Here is a 17,659-nt window from a genome sequence, read left to right as displayed (position 1 = left end):
TATGGTCAATATAGTAGCTCAGATAAGTCCATTTTGTCCTAGAAAATTAAAGCTAATTATAAGACTATTTAATAAATTACAACGTGTTCCTATGGGGAGATACATGTCTAAAAGACAAGATTTTGTTGTTCGATTTGCAGGAGAAGGTGGTCAAGGAGTAGTAACGGCTTCAGAAGCATTAGCAAGAATTGCTTCAGAGGTTGGGTATCATTCTCTTACTTTTGCGACTTTTCCTTCACAAATTATGGGAGGTCCAACTTATACTCAAGCAAGAATTTCGACCTCACCTGTGTTAAGTCCAGGAGATGAATTAAATGTTTTAGTAGCTTTGAATGAAGAAGCTTATGAAAATCATAGAGGAGAGGTGGCATCTGATGGAATCATCTTATACGATTCTTCATTTACACCATCAGGTGACGAAAAAGCCATTGGTATGCCTTTCGATGATCTAGCCAAAGAAGCAGGAGATGCAAGAACTGCTAATATGGTAATGATGGGTGCCTTAGCATCTTTAGTTGATATGCCGGTTAAATATTTACAAGAATTTATCGAGAAAAGATATTTATCGAGAGGACAAGAAATTGTTGATGCTAACTTTAGAGCCATTGATTTTGGTATAGAAAAAGCCTCTGAAAGTCCCTTTAATCTAGGAGAATTAGATGCCCCGACACCACCAGATTATAAACAATCTATGATGAAGGGTAATGATGCAATTTCTTTAGGTGCAATAAAAGCTGGATTGAATTTTTATGTTGGTTATCCAATTTCACCAGCTACAACAATTTTGCTCTATATGGAGAGAAATTTGGTACAAGATGGCAAATTTGTTTACCAAGCAAGTTCAGAAATAGAATCAATAAATGCTATTCTTGGTGGGGGGTATGCCGGGAAAAAATCAATGACTGCTACAGCTGGTCCTGGATTTTCATTAATGAGTGAAGGTCTTGGCTTAGCATGGATGGCAGAAATACCGTTAGTTGTTGTTGATGTTCAAAGAGGTGGCCCAGCTACTGGACTGCCTACAAAAACTGAACAATCTGATTTATTTTCTGCAATAAATCCTGCTCATGGAGATGTGTCTTTACCTGTCATTGCACCTGGGAATGTTGAAGAATGCTTTACAGCAGGAGTCATGTCACTTAATTGGGCAGAAAGATATCAAGGTCCAGTTATATTATTAACTGAAATGTCTTTAGCTGAAAGAGTTCAAAATATAAGAAAACCTGATTTGGAATCAGTCAAAGTGGAAAATAGAATTGTATATGAAGGTAACAATGGTTACTTGAGATATGATGGTTTTGAATTATCACCTATGCCTATTCCAGGCAAACCTGGTTCATATATAGCTAATGGAAGTGAGCACGATGCAATGGGTGACACTACCCATTTACCCAGTAGACATATACAGATGACAGAACGACGTTTTAGTAAATTAGATTTGCTAAGAAATGGCGATTATGAAGAAGAAAACCCTAATTCCTCTATTGTCTTGATGCCATGGGGCGGTTCAAAAGGCTCAGTACGTGAAGCATATAATCAGTTAAAAGAATCAGGTTTAGATATTGGGTGGCTTTACACGATGTATCTTAATCCTCTTCCTGAAGATTTATTAGAGAAATTACGAACAAAAGATTTGGTTATCGTTCCAGAATTGAATTACCAAGGTCAATTTTCTTCAATTTTGCGATCTCATGGAGTTAAAGCAAAATCTATAACACAATATACAGGATTACCATTTAAGGTTGGTGATCTGGTTTCAAATATTAATGATTTAGTAAATCAAGAGAATAAGGCGGTGATAAATTGAGTAAGAAAAATCCTGAATATGATTTTGCGTGGTGTCCAGGGTGTGGCGACTTCGGTGTACGAAGAGCTGTAGAGTTTGCTCTAAATGATCGACTTAAAGAGACAGAAGAAATAATAGAAAACACTGTTGTAGTGGCTGGTATAGGCTGCTCAGGAAATTTAGTTCATTTGTTAGAAGATCCGCAACCATATGGTTTGCACGGTATTCATGGTAGGTCATTACCAATTGCTTTTGGCGTAAAAATGGCTAATCCTGACCTTAATGTAATAACTGTTGCAGGTGACGGAGATTTCCTAAGCATTGGTATGGAACATATAGCACCCCAGGCAACTAGAAATTTAGATATCTGTTCTGTAGTAATGGATAATGGCGTATATGGGTTAACTAAAGGCCAGAGTTCTCCAACAACAGATTATGGAGTAAAAACAACTTCAACACCTTACGGTAAAATTGAAGATAAGATACATCCATTAAAATACTATTTGACAATAGGTGCTAGTTTTATAGCTTCTGGTTATTCTAGTAAACCTAGGGATTTAGCAAAATTAATACAAGCAGGTATGGAACACCCTGGATTTGCAGTAGTCCATGTTCAATCTCCATGCACAACCTATAATGATACATATGAAATTCTTAAAGGAAATGCTAAAAAAGGTGTACCTGGTCTTATTTATGATATACCTGAGGAATATGATAGAACAGATAGATTAGCAGCCGAGGAGCTTATTAATTCTCCTGGGATTCCTGTTGGAATAATATATGAAGATAAAACTCGTGCTTCTCTTACGGCAGAAACAAAAAGGATTACAGAAAGTGTGAAATCTCGTGATGTAGCACAATTGCTTTCAGATTACGATTTTTAATAATTATTAAAAATTATAAAACCTGAGTTTTTTCTGTTTCAGCCTCTTCGTATTTTGAGGGACATTTAACAATAATGTTCTCAGCATCAAAAATTGCTTCGTTTAAATTAGTGTATTGTAGTAGGTTTCCTTCAAGAACTATCTCGGATTGTTCATTGAAAAATAGCTCAGGTACCACACCTTCATAGTGAGCAGTTAACATATTAGAACCGTCTTCACTTTGAATCCGAAAAACAGCGGTGGTTGAATCTTTTTCACGATCGAATGAATCATCAACTAATGTACCTACTACTCGTATAGTTTCTGTAGATTTAATATTTGCTTTTGATAACTCATCAATCTTATAGTAAAACACTGTAGAACTATCAAAAGCTAATATAACAAAATATATAATAGTTAAAATTAAAACTATAACTGAAAAATAAATCTTTTTATTTGTGGTAATCATTTTTTATCCTTCAAATATATTTTAACAAATACAATACATATAGGAAAGTTACTCATTAATCTTAGTCAAATCTTTTTGGTCAGCTTCAATTGCATTTTCCATGGCATCTATTGCTATTTCTATTTGATCATCATCAGGTTCTTTTGTAGTAAGTTTTTGCAAAGCCATATTGGGAATAATTAACCATTTCACGAAAATGTTATCGCTGTGTTTTCCTGTAAATCGCAACGTTTCATATGCTATACCTGCAATAACAGGTATTAAAATTACTCTAGAAATTATTCTGAGCCATAAATCAGGTCTACCAAGGAATGCAAAAGTTATAACCGAGATGATCATAACTAGTAATAAAAATGCTGTTCCACACCTCGGGTGTGCGGTAGAAAATTGACGTATATTAGTTATTTCTAGAGGAAGATTAGCTTCATAAGCCTTTACAGTCATATGTTCAGCACCATGATATTGAAATACTCTTTTGATATCGGGCATAAATCCAATCAACCATATATATAAAATGAAGAAAGTCAGCCTGATTATTCCTTCAATTAAATTACTTGTAAATGATATTATTGGTGTTTGGGCACTTAAAATAGTACTGTCTAAAAAATGAACAACTAATAACGGTAAAACAAAAAAAACAAGGATTGTAAACGTTAATGATATACTTAAACTTATTGCAACACCAAGGTTACCAATTTCTTCTTCTTCTTCTCCAGCACTCACATTAGCTGAGTAAATTAAAGACTTTATTCCAAGAAACATTGTTTCTATTAAAACTAATGATCCTCTTATAAAAGGAATTTTTTTTACTGGTCCTGTAAAAATTTGACTAATGACAGTTGTTTTCGACTCAATGTTCCCATCGGGTTTTCTGACAGATACAGACAAATTGTTATTTCCGCGAATCATTACCCCTTCAATAAGAGCTTGTCCGCCATAGAAAAAATTTTGTTCTGGAGGTTTTGTACCGACTTGTTTTGGATTCATATTATACTAGACACGACACGATAATTGGGATTAAATACCGTACCTTCTCTTAAGTCTTTCAACTCGTCCTTCAGTGTCGACAATACGTTGTTCCCCGGTATAAAAGGGGTGACAAGAACTACATATTTCAACTCGGACTTCTTCTTTAGTGCTACCAGTTACTATGGTGACACCACAAGCACAGATAATTTTGGCATTGTTATAATATGTTGGGTGAATATCTTGTTTCATAATAATTTATTTAGCTTGTATATTAACTCTTTTTCGTAATTTTGTAGCATGATCATATACTACTTCACCATCAATTTTTGCATATAGTGTAAAATCTTTTCCCATACCTACATTTACTCCAGGTCTGATTTTTGTACCTCTTTGGCGTACTAAAATTGTTCCTGCAGATACCTGATTGCCACCATATTTTTTTACACCTAATCGTTGTGAATTACTATCACGACCATTTTTACTACTACCGCCACCTTTTTTATGTGCCATTTTAGTTCTCCGATGTTGATTCTGTCTTAGGTTTTGTCTTACGTGTTCGTGGTTTGGAAGAAGCTTCTCCGGCTTCTTCTGCTTTAGGTTTTTGTGCTCTTGTTTGGCGTTTAGCCAATTTATCAATTTTGATTCGGGTTAATTCTTGTCTATGTCCTGTTTTTGTACCCGCACGGGTTTTATTTTTGAATCGAAATACAATGATTTTATCACCGCGCAAATGTTTTTCAACAGTACCAGTGACTTTGGCACCTTTTATTACAGGATCTCCATACGTTAATTGTCCTTTAGAATCACACATTAACAAAACATTATCTAAAGTAATATTTTCTCCTTCAGATATTTCATTAATACGGTCTACATCTAAAATATCACCTGGTGATACTTTGTATTGTTTCCCGCCTGTTTTTATTACTGCATATTCCATTTTTCTTGTTTCCTCCAAAAGAAGAAGCTCTTGCATTAAATCATAGGATTGAAGATATCAGAGCCACAAAGGTAATATTCTAATACATTTTTGTCAATAGGTCGAGTGTTTTTATAAATTAATGAACTGGTTGCTTTATTCGGTTTGTTTTTTGCGTTTTGTCAGCACCATATTTTTTGAATGTCAGAGATCCGTTTTTAATATCAATCTTTATTTGATCACCTTTGTTATAATTATGTAAAAGTATTTCTTTTGACAATGGATTTTCTATTTTACGTTGAATAATTCTTCTTAATGGCCTAGCTCCATAATCTTTATCAAATCCATTTTCGACTAACCATCTTGTTGCTGATTTGGATAATATAATAGAAATCTCCTGTTCTTTGAGTCGATAATTAACTTCGTTTATGATCAATTGTATTATCTCAGCCATTTGGTCTTCTTTAAGTTTGTTAAATATGACAATTTCATCAATTCTATTAATTAATTCAGGACGAAATGTGGCTTTTAAAGCAGATTCTATAGAGGCTGTTAATTTTTCTCTATCACTGATAGTATCAGTAAATGATTTGAAACCAATATTATCCTTAGGATTTTCTGTTGTCCCTAAATTACTAGTCATAATAATTATTGTATTGGTGAAATTCACAGTTCTCCCACTTCCATCGGTAAGTCGGCCATCTTCAAGTATTTGTAATAAAATATTAAAGACATCGGGATGAGCTTTTTCAATTTCATCAAAAAGAATTAGTTGATATGGTCTTCTTCTTACTAATTCTGTGAGTTGACCGCCATCGTCATAACCAATATATCCTGGAGGAGATCCAATTAGTCTTGATACAGAATGTTTCTCCATGTATTCAGACATATCAATTCGAACCATATTTTCCTTATCATCAAACATGAATTCTGCAAGTGTTTTAGCAAGTTCAGTTTTTCCAACTCCTGTTGGTCCTAAAAAGATAAAACTTCCTATAGGTCGTTTAGGGTCTTGTATTCCAGATCTAGATCGGCGAATAGCATCAGATATGGTAGTAATTGCATTATCTTGTCCAATTACTTTTGTTTTCATTATTTGTTCCATATCTAATAACTTATTAGCTTCATCTTGAACAATCTGGGAAACAGGTATACCTGTCCAGCCTGCAATAATTTCAGCAATCGTTTCTCTTTCTACATTTGTAGTAATTTTTTCTTTTTTTAGCCAAATCTTTCGTTGTTTGTTGTAGTTTTCCTCAGACTGAAGTCGTTCCATTTTTAATTGTGCAACTTTTTCATAATCTGCGGTCTCTGCAGCAGCTAGTTCTTCGTCATTTAATTGGCGTATTTTTTCTTCTAATATACGCAAATCTTTTGGCATGCTTTGTGTATCAATACGAACTTTACTTGCAGCTTCATCGATTAAATCTATTGCTTTATCTGGGAGATTACGTTCTGTTAAATATCTATCACCAAGTTTACTAGCAGCTATTATAGCTTCATCATAAATTTTGACCTTATGGTGAGCTTCATATTTAGGACGTAAAATTTTAAGCATTTCTATGGTTGTTTCTACATCAGGTTCTTCAACCCAAACTGGATGAAATCTGCGTTCTAGAGCAGCATTTTGCTCTATATTAGACCTATATTCCTCTGGGGTGGTAGCTCCAATACATTGTAATTCACCTCTTGCTAATGCTGGTTTCATTAAATTACTTGCATCTATAGCACCTTCCGCTGCTCCGGCGCCTACAACATTATGTAATTCATCGATGAATAATATTACTTCTCCCTTTGCATTTTTTACTTCATCCATTACGGTTTTTAATCTTTCTTCAAATTCTCCTCTAAACTTAGCTCCAGCTACCAATGAGCCCATATCTAAAGAAAGTATTTTTTTGTTTTTTAAAGTGTCTGGAACATCATTTGAAATTATTCTTTGTGCTAATCCTTCTGCGATTGCAGTTTTTCCGACACCTGCATTTCCTATTAAAACAGGATTGTTTTTTGTTCTTCTGGTGATAGTCTGAATTACGCGTCTAATTTCGCTATCTCTTCCAATAACTGGATCTAATTTATTTATATGTGCTAGGTGAGTTAAATCAACAGTGTATTTTTCTAAGGATCGATACTTGGATTCTGCTCTTTGGTCAGTAACGCGCGCATTGCCTCGAATTTGTGCGAGTGCAATATAAATATTTTCTTGATTAATATTAAATTGTTGGAAAATTTTATAAGAATCACCATCTTCTACAGATAATATTCCAATAAGTACATGTTCTGTACCAATAAATTCATCGTGTAATCTTTTAGTTTCTTCATGGGCTTTTTCAATTGCGTCAATAGCTCTTGGAGTGGCATATATTTGTGAGTTTCCATTATTCTTTGATGTTAAATGGATTCTTTTATCTAGAGATTTTTCTATTTCACGTCGTATATTGTCTATATCAACCCCTAGAGAATCTAAAATTGTTGATGTGAGTCCTTCTTCCATGTTTATCAAGGCTAAAAGTATATGTTCCACATCCCAGTTTGAATGTTTGTACTTTCGTACTAAATCTTGACTTTCTGTAAGCATTTCTTGAGCTTGCTCTGTGAAATTTTCTGGTTTTAACATTACTATATTCTCCTAATATAATACCTAGAATTGTGTTGAGTTTGTTCCATCACCTAATGCTCGTGGATTGGATCTAGATTCGAGCATATTTAATTGATAGCGCATTTGTGACATGGAATCTTCAAGTTTTTCAATTTTATCCATAAGTTTTAAGGCTATTTCAGCCCCAGCAAGGTTGACACCTAAATCATCGATTAGAGTTTTAATTTGTTTTAATCTTTCTAAATCTCTCTGGGAGTAGTATCTCCTATTTCCATCCGAACGACTCGGGTCTACCAGTCCAGCTCTTTCATAGTATCGTAAGGTTTGTGCATGAACTCCAATCATTTTAGCTGCAACACTTATTACGAATATTGGTTCATCTATTCTTTCATTCATTATTAACTCCAGGTTTTTCTCTGAGAGATTTTAAGGATATAAATATTTCTTTTTCTGATTCGGATAAACTTGTGGGGAGTATGGATTTTAATTGCACAAAACAATCTCCATATTTTTGTTGTTCTCCTAATATAGGCATACCCAATCCTTGTAGCTTGAAAATTTGGTCATTTTGACTTTCTGGAGGGATTTTAAGCATCACTTTTTTTGATAAAGTTGTAACTTCTTTTTCAGAACCGATTATTGCATCATAGTAGGGGACTGCTAAATCGATATATATGTTATTACCTTTTCTGAGATATTGATGATGAGGAGTAACTTTTATGTTCAGATAAACATCTGTTCCTGATAAATTGATATGTATTTTTGAGCCATTATCAACTCCCGGTGGAATTTTAACTTCAACTGATTTTGCATTCGAAGGAGTTTTTACAATTCTTTGGCATCCAGTAAAAGCTTCTAAAAGGCTTACCTCTACAGATACTTCAGAAGGTTTTGGTTTTGTTTGATTATAAGAGGATTGCCGGTTTTGTGTTCGGCCTCCAAAGAATCCATCAAACATATTTCCTAAGTTAATATTTTGAAATCCTCCAAAATTAAAACCCATATTGCTATGAGTGAATGGGTTAAATCCATCACCATTTATACCCTCAGCTTGTTTCCAATTTGGTCCATATGAATCATAAAGTTTTCTTTTATTTTTGTCAGAAAGGACTTCATATGCTTCATTGATTTGTTTGAATTTTTCTTCTGCACTTTTGTCATTTTTATTAACATCAGGATGATATTGGCGAGCTAAACGTCGGTAAGCTTGCTTAATTTCTTTGTCAGTAGATGATCCCTGAATGCCTAGTATTTCATAAAATCCTTTTTCCATAAGATAAATATACTTTAATTTATATTTGTTGTCAATAATAATAATTATCTTTGTATCATAAAACTTGACAATATCATGTTAACTTATATAATGTGTTTATGTTACTTAGTTAAAAATAATTATTAAAGGAGAATATTATGTTGAGAAATATTTCTTTATTAAGAGGGCAATTGTTTGATAATACTCCCAATCCTACATACTTATCCGCAGATAAGTTTTGGTCAAATATTCAAAACTACCCAATAAAGTATCAAGAGCATGACGATGAGTTGTCGATTGAACTTTTAGTTCCTGGGATTACCATGGAAGAATTATCTGTCACAACGAAAGATAATACTTTAAAAATTGAATCTACAAAAGACGAAATAATATCTGATTTTCGTAAAGTTATAAATATACCATCCACATATGATATATCAACTGCAGATGCTTTGTTACTTAATGGAATACTTACCGTTTCATTTCAAAAACTAAAATCAGCATTACCTAATAAGGTTAAAATTCGTAATAAACAAATAACAAAATAAATAGAATCCTTATATATTCTACATTTAAGCGTGAGACTGTAACTTTCTTTGTTAAGAAAGGTAGGCCGAAAAATGTTTTTAGAACAGCTTAAGGAATTTTTAGATAGATTTATTGAACTGTACGCAAAAAATTCTTCTTATGATGATTGGTGGATGTAAGATGTAATAAGTTATAATCTCGGATTTAGATTACGCATCTAAATCCGAGATTGCTTGTTGAACTATTAGGGGTATTATTTGATCTAGCAGCAATTCTATATCTATTACAATATGATTTGTGACACAAATATGACCCACCTTTTATTACTTTTGATTCTCCTGAGCTTGGACCCAAAGGATTATTATTATCTCTAATTTTAGGATATGAGGCACTAAACCAGTCTTGTGTCCATTCCCATACATTACCTACTATGTTGTAAAGACCATATCCATTTGGCTTGTATGAATTTACGGGAGCTGTAGATAAATATCCATCCTCTAACGAATTATCTTCAGGAAATACTCCTTGCCAAATATTACACTGATGTTCATTATTTGGTGTTAGTTCATTCCCCCATGGATATATAGAATTCTCTAAACCCCCTTTTGCTGCATATTCCCATTCCGCTTCTGTGGGTAATCGTTTATTTGCCCATGTACAATAGTTCATGGCGTCATTCCATGATATGTGTACTACAGGGTGATTTCCTCTATTTTTTATATTAGACCCAGGTCCTTCGGGCCTACGCCAGTATGCATTTTTAACAACACACCACCATGGAGTAGAGGTTACTTTGTATTCAGTTTTGGATAAATTTATTTTGGATAATAATTTATAAAAGACAAACGACCATCCATACTGTTCAGCTTCAGTTCTATATTTGGTTTCAGTGACAAATTTTTCAAATTCTGAATTTGTTACTGAATATATATCAATATTAAAATCTTCTAAGGAGATATTTTTTTCTGGTCCTTCTCCATCTTGAGGAAATCCAATATTTGAATTTGTCCCCATGATAAACGAGCCAGCTGGTATTGAAACCATATTATTAAAAATTGAACTTTTCTGCCTGGGAGTAATAAGTTGATTATTAAAATTTGTATTCTTATCTGTATTTTCGGGTGTACAGCAATTCATAGTATTTTAATATTTACCTTCCATCAAATCTGGGTACATTTTCGATTGCTTTTCTCCAGTTTAATGCTTCAGTTTTTAGATCTTTTACAATTTCAGGATATTCATCTTTCAAATTATTTGATTCAGAGAAGTCATCTGTTAAATTACTTAAATAAATATCTGCTATAGGGTTTTCAAATTCAACTAATCTACCATTCAGTACTAATTTCCAATTATCTTTCAAAATGGCTGTTTGGTTACTAGGACTACTCATAAAACTATCTTGTTCCCAATATAGACTACGATTTAAAACGGGAGTTTTATTCTCTAAATGTGACTTTATACTGATACCGTCAAGTTTATATAGATTTAGATCGACATTTAAAAAATCAAGAATTGTTGGTAGAAAATCCATTGCTATACATGATTCATCAGATACCCAGTTACCAGAAATTTTATTAGGGAAACTTATTATATTTGGCACTTTGATACCTCCATCAAAAAGACTAAATTTATGACCTTTTAGTTTTCCAGATGTACCCCCATAATAGGGGTCTAATGTTCCATCAAGCCAGTTTCTTGTTTCTCTTGAAGGTCCGTTATCAGAAGTAAACATAATTATTGTATTCTCAAATAAGTTATTCTTTTTTAGAAAGGTAATTATTTCTCCCACAGAGTCATCAACAGCACTAATCATTGCAGCCATAATTTGTTTATCCCAAGGTAAATCAGGATATCTGTCTACATACTTTTGTGGTGCATGCATAGGGTAATGTGGTGCATTGTAAGGAATATAAAGAAAAAAAGGATTCGATTTCTGTATCGAGGAATAAAGGTATTCCATAGATTTTTTTGTAATGAGTTCAGTGAAATATTCTCCATTTTTCCAGACTTCAACATTATTTTCCCAAAGATCATGAACTGGATTTAAACGTTGATTGTTTTCATTTCTACCACTTGCGTAGTACCAAATGTGAGAATAATAATCTATACATCCAGCTAAGTGGCCGAACCATTTGTCAAAACCGTGATTGTGCGGACGATTTTCTTCTGATACTCCAAGATGCCATTTCCCAGCCATATAAGTATCATACCCGATATTTTTTAAGATAGACGCTATAGTTAAATTGGTCGTAGGAAGCCCCGGAGAAGTTCTATGACCTCTAAGAATAGATCGGACTCCTGTATTACCAGGATATTTACCGGTTAATAATGATGCTCTTGATGGACTACATACAGGACTATTTGAATACCAATTATTGAATATTATTCCTTGTGATCCTAAAGAATCAATATTGGGAGTTTTGATATATTCAGATCCTAGACAACCTAGGTCACCATATCCTAGATCATCAGTCGAAAAAATAATTATGTTTGGTTTATCTGACATTCAAATTATATTTGATTTAGTATGGAGTTCAGAGTACTACTTGGGCGCATTGATTTCGAAGTTAGTTTTTCGTCTGGTTGATAATATCCTCCAATATCTACAGATTTCCCTTGGATATCAATTAATTCCGAAACAATTTTATCTTCATTATTTGAAATTTGGTCTGCAACTTTTACAAATATGCTTTGGAGTTCAGAATCTTCTGTTTGTTTAGCAAGTGCTTTTGCCCAATAATATGCTAGATAAAAGTGACTTCCTCTGGTATCTAATTCATTTACGCGTCTTGATGGTTCCCGTTGGTTTTCTAAATGTTCTCCTATAGCCTCATCTAAAGTTTTGGCTATTATTTTTGCTCGTTCATTGTTGTGAACTTGTGCATAATGTTCAAAAGAGGCGACTAAGGCACAGAATTCGCCAAGCGAATCCCATCTTAAGTGCCCTTCTTCTACAAATTGTTGCACATGCCTTGGGGCTGATCCGCCAGCGCCGGTCTCAAAAAGACCTCCACCCGCTAGTAATGGAACTACGGAGAGCATTTTTGCACTAGTACCTAGCTCTAATATAGGGAAAAGATCTGTAAGATAATCTCGAAGTACGTTACCGGTAACAGATATTGTATCTTTATCTTGTCTACTTCGTGCCAATGTATAATTCATAGCTTCGATAGGTGACATAATTTGTATGTCTAATCCATTTGTATTATGGTTAGGTAAATATTTATTAACTTTTTTTATTTCTTCTGCATCATGTGGTCTTTTTGAGTCAAGCCAGAATATTGCTGGAGAACCAGTAATTCTTGCTCTATTCACTGCTAATTTTACCCAATCTTGAATAGCAATATCTTTTGTTTGACACATTCGAAAAATATCATTTTCTTCAACTTGTTGCTCCATTAACGTGGCACCATTTGCATCTTTTACTCTAATAAGGCCATTACCTGGAGCCTTGAATGTTTTATTGTGGGAACCATATTCTTCAGCTTGCGCTGCCATTAAACCAACGTTTGATACACTTCCTATTGTTGCAGGGTTAAATGCACCATGTTTTTGACAATCTTCAATTGCTGTTTGATAAATAGTTGCATAAGATCGATCTGGAATCATTGCAATAGTATCGTGTTGTTCATTATCTGGGCCCCACATTTGGCCTCCATCACGAACGATAACAGGCATTGTTGCATCGATGATCATGTCGCTTGGGACATGGAAATTTGTGATACCTCTGCTTGAATTAACCATAGCTAGTTCTGGTCGTAGACTATATGTGTTTTCTATATCTGATTCAATTTCTTTACGTTTGTCGTCAGGTAATGTTTGTATCCTAGAATATAATTCAGCTATACCGTTGTCTGGATTAACACCTAGTTCATTAAAGGTTTTTTCATATTTTTTTAATAGGTCTTCAAAGTAGACTGAAACACAATGTCCAAAAATAATTGGATCTGATATTCGCATCATTGTAGTTTTCACGTGTAGTGAAAGAAGTATACCTTCTTCTTTAGCTTTACTCATTTCTTCTGCATAAAATTGCCTTAATGCTTTTACATTCATTACAGAACAATCGATGATTTCATCAGCAACTAACTTAATGTCGTCTTTTAAAATAGTTTTATTTCCACTATTAGATTCAAATTCAATTATTCCAGTCCCTGAATTAGAAATAGTGATTGATTTTTCGCTTCCATAAAAGTCACCTTCTCGCATATGTGCAACACGAGTTTTAGAAATTTCTGGCCATTCCCTCATCATTTTATGGGGATTGCGTTTCCCGTGTTCTTTTACGGCAGTTGATGATCTTCTATCTGAATTTCCTTCACGAAGTACAGGATTTACGGCACTTCCCAATACCTTTGAATATGTATTAAATATAGCTCTTTCTTCATCATTTTGCGGTTCATCCGGATAATCTGGGATGTCGTATCCTTTATCTTGTAATTCCTTTATAGCTGATTTTAGCTGTGGAATAGATGCACTTATGTTTGGAAGCTTTATTATATTAGCTACTGGATCCAAACATAGTTCACCAGCCATTGTTAAATAATCTGGAATCTTCTGATCAGTAGTAAGTTTATCAGGAAAATTTGCGATAATTCTTCCGGATAGGGAAATATCCCATTCCTTTAATTCAATACCAGCGTGCTTTGTAAATGCTTGGACTATCGGCAATAAAGAATATGTGCCAAGAGCTGGTGCTTCATCTGTTTTGGTATAAATAATATAGGATCCTTCTGCCATTACTTTTCTCCTAATTTATATTCAATCTTAATGTTTTTGTATTTATTTTTGCCAGAATAATACGACTTGAATCCTTACATCAAGCATTTTTAAGCTTGGTATAGAATATTTCTATAGATATTTTTGTTTATCTGACGAACTTTTAACATTTAGAAAAACTTTTTCGAAAAATGATATAGTATTCAAATATATTAAAACATGTAAATTATGAAATCAGATTTACCCAAATTACTACTAGATATCAAAGATGGAGTTATAGACCTTGGATGGGGGCATCCTTCAGCAAGGTTACATCCATTGCAAAAAATAAAACAATCTACACTTAGCATGCTTGGTTATGATCATGCTGAATCATTACAATACGGTGCTTCCCAAGGATATGGTCCATTCATAGAAACATTGGCAAGATTTTTGTCTCAGCAAAAAGGGTATTCTAAAAATAAAGTATTCTCCAACCAATTATTCATTACAAGCGGAGCTTCGCAAGCTATAGATTTTATCTGTACCTTACTTACTGTTGCTGGAGACAGTGTTCTCGTTGAAAACCCAACTTATTTTGTAGTTGAAGGAATGCTTAATACTCATAAATTAAATGTTATAGGTGTTAATTGTAATGAGAATGGACTAGATTTAGACGATCTTGAACATAAATTAAAGTCAGGTTTAAAACCAAAATTTTTATATACAATACCCACTTTTCATAATCCAACAGGAACAACTATGCCGTCACAAAATAGGCAACGGTTAGTTAGTTTAGCAAATAAGTATAATTTTCACATTGTTGCTGATGAAGTTTACCAATTTATTTATTTCAATGAACCTCCTCCGACATCATTATTGGATTATGATACACAAGGAAAGGTGATTTCATTGGGATCCTTTTCAAAAATATTAGCTCCTGGATTAAGGCTTGGTTGGATTTATTCTAACCCTCAATTAATCAAAACCTTTACAGATTCTCCATTAGCCTTTAGCGGGGGGGGCTTGAATCACTTTACCTCAACAATTGTAAATGAATTGATTGGAATGAATCTTTTAGAGTCTCATATTCATGAATTACAACATGAATATTTACGTAGGGCTACAGTAATGGATAATTCTCTCAAACAGTATTTTGATAATTCAATAGAATATATATTTCCAAAGGGCGGATACTATTTTTGGATAAAATTTATTGAAAAATTAAACACATCAAACTTTTTAGATAAAGCAGAAGAACTAGGGGTTTCATTTAGACCAGGGAATTTTTTTACTCATACTAGTGATTACGACAACTTTTTAAGGCTTACTTATACATTATACGAGCCATATGATTTAGTAGAAGGTGTTAAAAGGCTAAGTAAAGTTTTTTCTAAATAGCCATCCTTTAGGATATGTTAAACTGCTGCTGTTGCTTCAATTTCTACCTTTACTTCAGGTTTGAATAGTTTAGAAACATATATCCAGCTCATTGCAGGTCTTGGTTTATTCAAATGTTCTTCATTAGCCTTTCCAATTGAATTCCAGTCTGTTGGTTCGTCAGTAAGAAAGACCGTAATTTTAGCTAAATTTTCTTTAGTACCACCTTCAGATTCTATAATAGAATTTATGTTACGAAGTGCCTGATCATATTGTGCTTCTAGTCCTTTTAGAATCTCTCCACTTTTTAAGTTTCCAATTTGGCCAGCTATAAAAAGCAGTTTGCTTCCTTCAGGTACTACTGCGAGGTTGCTATATCTTCCAGCTGGTGGTGGGGCATTTTCAGGATTTTTAAGCTCTAAATTCAATTTATACTCTTTCTAAATATTGATAAATAAATTCGCTGTAAATTTATCTATGCCATAAACTTACAAATAGCAAGGCCGAGCATAGCACCTACTAACATAGCTGTAATGTAGGACGAGATATCTTTAATATAAAATTTTTCTACAAAGTTTCTCATATTCATTAATTATATTTCATAAGTTGTTTTCCCGCCAACAACTGTTTGTAAAACTTTTATATCTTTGATAGCAAACGGATCAACTTTTAATAAATCTTCTTCTAGTACTACGTAATCTGCTAATTTACCTACTTCTATTGATCCTTTAATATTTTCTTCAAAAGAAGCATAAGCGCCATTTAGAGTATATATTCTTAATGCATCTTCAACAGGTATTTTTTGGCTTGCACCCCAAAGAGTTCCGTTTATATCTGTTCGAGTAACACAACTTTGTATTCCTAGTAATGGTTCGTATGGACCTGGAGGGTAGTCAGTAGCTCCTGTAGATACCACTCCGTAATCCATAAAAGATTTTTGAGCAAACATCCATTCTAATCTTTGATCACCATAATATTGCATTTTTTCACCATGGTAATAGACATAAGTACAAAAAGGTGTAGCTATAGTACCGGTGTTTTTCATTCGTTTTAAGATTTCAGGGTTTACTAATGTACAATGTTCGATTCGATGTCTGGGGTTTTTTCTTGGAAATTCACTTAATGCAGATTCATATGCATCTAGAACCATAGATATAGCGAGATCTCCATTTGCATGAATACATACTTGAAAACCTGCATTATGTATTTCTCTTACTGATTCATTAATTTCTTCAGCACTCATAGCTTGTATACCACAATCGTCGTGATCGGACCCGATATAAGGTTCAGAAAGGTATGCAGTTCTTGCTGCTATAGCACCATCTGATACCATTTTTATCCCTCCGACTTTTAAGCGATTGTTACCAAATCCTGTCCTTATACCTGCTTCTTTTAAATCAGGAAAATGAGCTCTATGCATTAACATATAAACTCGTAAACCTAATTCATCATTGTTTAGACCTTCCTGGTAGGTTACAAATTCGTCATTTGAAACCATTGCGTCATGAACACTTGTAAGACCTACTTCACTAAGCATGGAATTAATTAATGTTAATCCTTTTTTTCTATCGTTAGAGCTTATTTGAGGAAGGAGATTTCTAATCGGTTCTGCTGCTCTTTCATAAATTACGCCATTTAACTTTCCTGTATTTGGATCACGTCCTAATTTACCTCCATGAGGATCAGGGGAATTATCGTTATAGCCAGCAAGAGCTAGGGCTTTACTATTTGCATAATAAACATGTCCTGCACGGTGAGCAACATAAATTGGAAGTTCGGTACTTACTTTATCTAGGTCCGTTGAAGTTAAAAATCGGTTATCTTCAGTTTTAGTATCGTCATATTTAAACCCTTGGACCCAATTACCTTTTTCAGTTTTATCAGCTCTTCTTTTTAAAGCATCTTGTACGTCAGAAATGCTTCGTAAATCACAGTCTGCAGCCATTACATGCCTTGAACCACTACTCAATACATGTATATGTGCATCAATAAAACCAGGAACAATAGTATTTCCTGATAGATCAAAGACTTTTGTATTTTGACCTATCAGCATTGTTGTATCTGAATTATTGCCAACAACAACAAATCTCCCGTTTTTGACGGCAAAACTTTCTGCTTTTGGTTGTTTCTTGTTTACGGTATGGATATTAGCATTAGTTATTACTATATCAGCTATATAATCAGTCATTAGTGTCACAC

Annotated in this window: 17 protein-coding genes; 4 read left to right on the top strand and 13 right to left on the bottom strand. The window is 33.7% G+C overall.

All coding sequences use genetic code 11. The features are described 5' to 3' along the window. Window position 1: 1 nt before the first annotated feature. Complete coding sequence (locus tag FI695_02115) at window positions 2-1,807, top strand: 2-oxoacid:acceptor oxidoreductase subunit alpha (protein ID MQG50759.1); 1,806 nt, start codon at window positions 2-4, stop codon at window positions 1,805-1,807. Continuing rightward, window positions 1,804-2,670, top strand: a complete 867-nt coding sequence (locus tag FI695_02110) for a 2-oxoacid:ferredoxin oxidoreductase subunit beta (GenBank protein MQG50758.1) — start codon at window positions 1,804-1,806, stop codon at window positions 2,668-2,670. The genes FI695_02115 and FI695_02110 overlap by 4 nt, the downstream gene beginning before the upstream one ends. 13 nt (window positions 2,671-2,683) lie before the next feature. On the opposite strand, the gene FI695_02105 is transcribed toward FI695_02110, so the two are convergent. The 8 genes from FI695_02105 to FI695_02070 form a co-directional block, all read right to left on the bottom strand. Continuing rightward, window positions 2,684-3,118, bottom strand: a complete 435-nt coding sequence (locus tag FI695_02105; GenBank protein MQG50757.1) for a cytochrome c maturation protein CcmE — start codon at window positions 3,116-3,118, stop codon at window positions 2,684-2,686. A gap of 48 nt (window positions 3,119-3,166) precedes the next feature. Beyond that, window positions 3,167-4,105, bottom strand: coding sequence for a DUF1385 domain-containing protein (locus FI695_02100; protein MQG50756.1), 939 nt, complete (start codon window positions 4,103-4,105; stop codon window positions 3,167-3,169). A gap of 30 nt (window positions 4,106-4,135) precedes the next feature. Continuing rightward, window positions 4,136-4,336: a 50S ribosomal protein L31 gene (gene rpmE, locus FI695_02095; protein ID MQG50755.1), complete on the bottom strand. Its 201-nt coding sequence runs from the start codon at window positions 4,334-4,336 to the stop codon at window positions 4,136-4,138. Window positions 4,337-4,342: 6 nt separating this feature from the next. Then, window positions 4,343-4,597 (bottom strand): 50S ribosomal protein L27, encoded by a 255-nt coding sequence (locus tag FI695_02090; protein ID MQG50754.1) that lies wholly within the window; start codon window positions 4,595-4,597, stop codon window positions 4,343-4,345. Between the two features lies 1 nt (window position 4,598). Beyond that, on the bottom strand, window positions 4,599-5,024 hold the full coding sequence (gene rplU / locus FI695_02085; GenBank protein ID MQG50753.1) for a 50S ribosomal protein L21: 426 nt from the start codon (window positions 5,022-5,024) through the stop codon (window positions 4,599-4,601). A gap of 118 nt (window positions 5,025-5,142) precedes the next feature. Next, the gene (locus FI695_02080) at window positions 5,143-7,620 is read right to left on the bottom strand and encodes an AAA family ATPase (GenBank protein ID MQG50752.1); all 2,478 of its coding nucleotides are present in this window, start codon (window positions 7,618-7,620) and stop codon (window positions 5,143-5,145) included. A gap of 24 nt (window positions 7,621-7,644) precedes the next feature. Then, window positions 7,645-7,998 carry a MerR family transcriptional regulator gene (locus tag FI695_02075; protein MQG50751.1) on the bottom strand — a complete coding sequence of 118 codons (354 nt, stop codon included), beginning with the start codon at window positions 7,996-7,998 and terminating at the stop codon, window positions 7,645-7,647. Then, window positions 7,991-8,875 carry a J domain-containing protein gene (locus tag FI695_02070; GenBank protein ID MQG50750.1) on the bottom strand — a complete coding sequence of 295 codons (885 nt, stop codon included), beginning with the start codon at window positions 8,873-8,875 and terminating at the stop codon, window positions 7,991-7,993. Before FI695_02070 ends, FI695_02075 begins: the two co-directional genes overlap by 8 nt. Window positions 8,876-9,012: 137 nt before the next feature. Here FI695_02070 and FI695_02065 point away from each other — a divergent pair, with 137 nt between their 5' ends. Continuing rightward, window positions 9,013-9,402, top strand: a complete 390-nt coding sequence (locus FI695_02065; GenBank protein ID MQG50749.1) for an Hsp20/alpha crystallin family protein — start codon at window positions 9,013-9,015, stop codon at window positions 9,400-9,402. Between the two features lie 184 nt (window positions 9,403-9,586). Here FI695_02065 and FI695_02060 read toward each other — a convergent pair whose 3' ends face one another. Genes FI695_02060 through FI695_02050 form a run of 3 tightly spaced genes read right to left on the bottom strand, consistent with a single transcriptional unit; the run spans window position 9,587 to window position 14,122 of the window. Next, on the bottom strand, window positions 9,587-10,519 hold the full coding sequence (locus FI695_02060; GenBank protein ID MQG50748.1) for a formylglycine-generating enzyme family protein: 933 nt from the start codon (window positions 10,517-10,519) through the stop codon (window positions 9,587-9,589). A 13-nt stretch (window positions 10,520-10,532) separates the two neighbouring features. Beyond that, window positions 10,533-11,888, bottom strand: a complete 1,356-nt coding sequence (locus FI695_02055; protein ID MQG50747.1) for a sulfatase — start codon at window positions 11,886-11,888, stop codon at window positions 10,533-10,535. A 5-nt stretch (window positions 11,889-11,893) separates the two neighbouring features. After that, window positions 11,894-14,122: an NADP-dependent isocitrate dehydrogenase gene (locus FI695_02050; GenBank protein ID MQG50746.1), complete on the bottom strand. Its 2,229-nt coding sequence runs from the start codon at window positions 14,120-14,122 to the stop codon at window positions 11,894-11,896. Between the two features lie 207 nt (window positions 14,123-14,329). Here FI695_02050 and FI695_02045 point away from each other — a divergent pair, with 207 nt between their 5' ends. Next, complete coding sequence (locus FI695_02045; protein MQG50745.1) at window positions 14,330-15,481, top strand: PLP-dependent aminotransferase family protein; 1,152 nt, start codon at window positions 14,330-14,332, stop codon at window positions 15,479-15,481. Between the two features lie 17 nt (window positions 15,482-15,498). On the opposite strand, the gene FI695_02040 is transcribed toward FI695_02045, so the two are convergent. Both FI695_02040 and FI695_02035 read right to left on the bottom strand, forming a co-directional pair. Next, entirely contained in the window at window positions 15,499-15,888 is a 390-nt protein-coding gene (locus tag FI695_02040; GenBank protein ID MQG50744.1) for a RidA family protein, read from the bottom strand. Between the two features lie 164 nt (window positions 15,889-16,052). Further along, window positions 16,053-17,648 (bottom strand): amidohydrolase, encoded by a 1,596-nt coding sequence (locus FI695_02035; GenBank protein ID MQG50743.1) that lies wholly within the window; start codon window positions 17,646-17,648, stop codon window positions 16,053-16,055. Window positions 17,649-17,659 lie beyond the last annotated feature (11 nt).

The organism is SAR202 cluster bacterium, from assembly GCA_009392515.1.
Classification (GTDB): Bacteria; Chloroflexota; Dehalococcoidia; order Lucifugimonadales; family UBA6952; genus UBA6952.
Note: the sequence above shows the minus strand (reverse complement) of the source record. Positions and strands in the feature narration are given on the sequence as shown.

What these genes read in the sequence shown, in the direction of transcription:
- FI695_02060 (MQG50748.1), bottom strand. Translation starts at nt 10,519, where the DNA reads ATGAATTGCTGTACACCCGAAAATACAGATAAGAATACAAATTTTAAT.
- FI695_02045 (MQG50745.1), top strand. Translation starts at nt 14,330, where the DNA reads ATGAAATCAGATTTACCCAAATTACTACTAGATATCAAAGATGGAGTT.
- FI695_02115 (MQG50759.1), top strand. Translation starts at nt 2, where the DNA reads ATGGTCAATATAGTAGCTCAGATAAGTCCATTTTGTCCTAGAAAATTA.
- FI695_02050 (MQG50746.1), bottom strand. Translation starts at nt 14,122, where the DNA reads ATGGCAGAAGGATCCTATATTATTTATACCAAAACAGATGAAGCACCA.
- FI695_02080 (MQG50752.1), bottom strand. Translation starts at nt 7,620, where the DNA reads ATGTTAAAACCAGAAAATTTCACAGAGCAAGCTCAAGAAATGCTTACA.
- FI695_02105 (MQG50757.1), bottom strand. Translation starts at nt 3,118, where the DNA reads ATGATTACCACAAATAAAAAGATTTATTTTTCAGTTATAGTTTTAATT.
- FI695_02100 (MQG50756.1), bottom strand. Translation starts at nt 4,105, where the DNA reads ATGAATCCAAAACAAGTCGGTACAAAACCTCCAGAACAAAATTTTTTC.
- FI695_02055 (MQG50747.1), bottom strand. Translation starts at nt 11,888, where the DNA reads ATGTCAGATAAACCAAACATAATTATTTTTTCGACTGATGATCTAGGA.
- FI695_02070 (MQG50750.1), bottom strand. Translation starts at nt 8,875, where the DNA reads ATGGAAAAAGGATTTTATGAAATACTAGGCATTCAGGGATCATCTACT.
- FI695_02075 (MQG50751.1), bottom strand. Translation starts at nt 7,998, where the DNA reads ATGAATGAAAGAATAGATGAACCAATATTCGTAATAAGTGTTGCAGCT.
- FI695_02035 (MQG50743.1), bottom strand. Translation starts at nt 17,648, where the DNA reads ATGACTGATTATATAGCTGATATAGTAATAACTAATGCTAATATCCAT.
- FI695_02065 (MQG50749.1), top strand. Translation starts at nt 9,013, where the DNA reads ATGTTGAGAAATATTTCTTTATTAAGAGGGCAATTGTTTGATAATACT.
- rpmE (MQG50755.1), bottom strand. Translation starts at nt 4,336, where the DNA reads ATGAAACAAGATATTCACCCAACATATTATAACAATGCCAAAATTATC.
- FI695_02090 (MQG50754.1), bottom strand. Translation starts at nt 4,597, where the DNA reads ATGGCACATAAAAAAGGTGGCGGTAGTAGTAAAAATGGTCGTGATAGT.
- rplU (MQG50753.1), bottom strand. Translation starts at nt 5,024, where the DNA reads ATGGAATATGCAGTAATAAAAACAGGCGGGAAACAATACAAAGTATCA.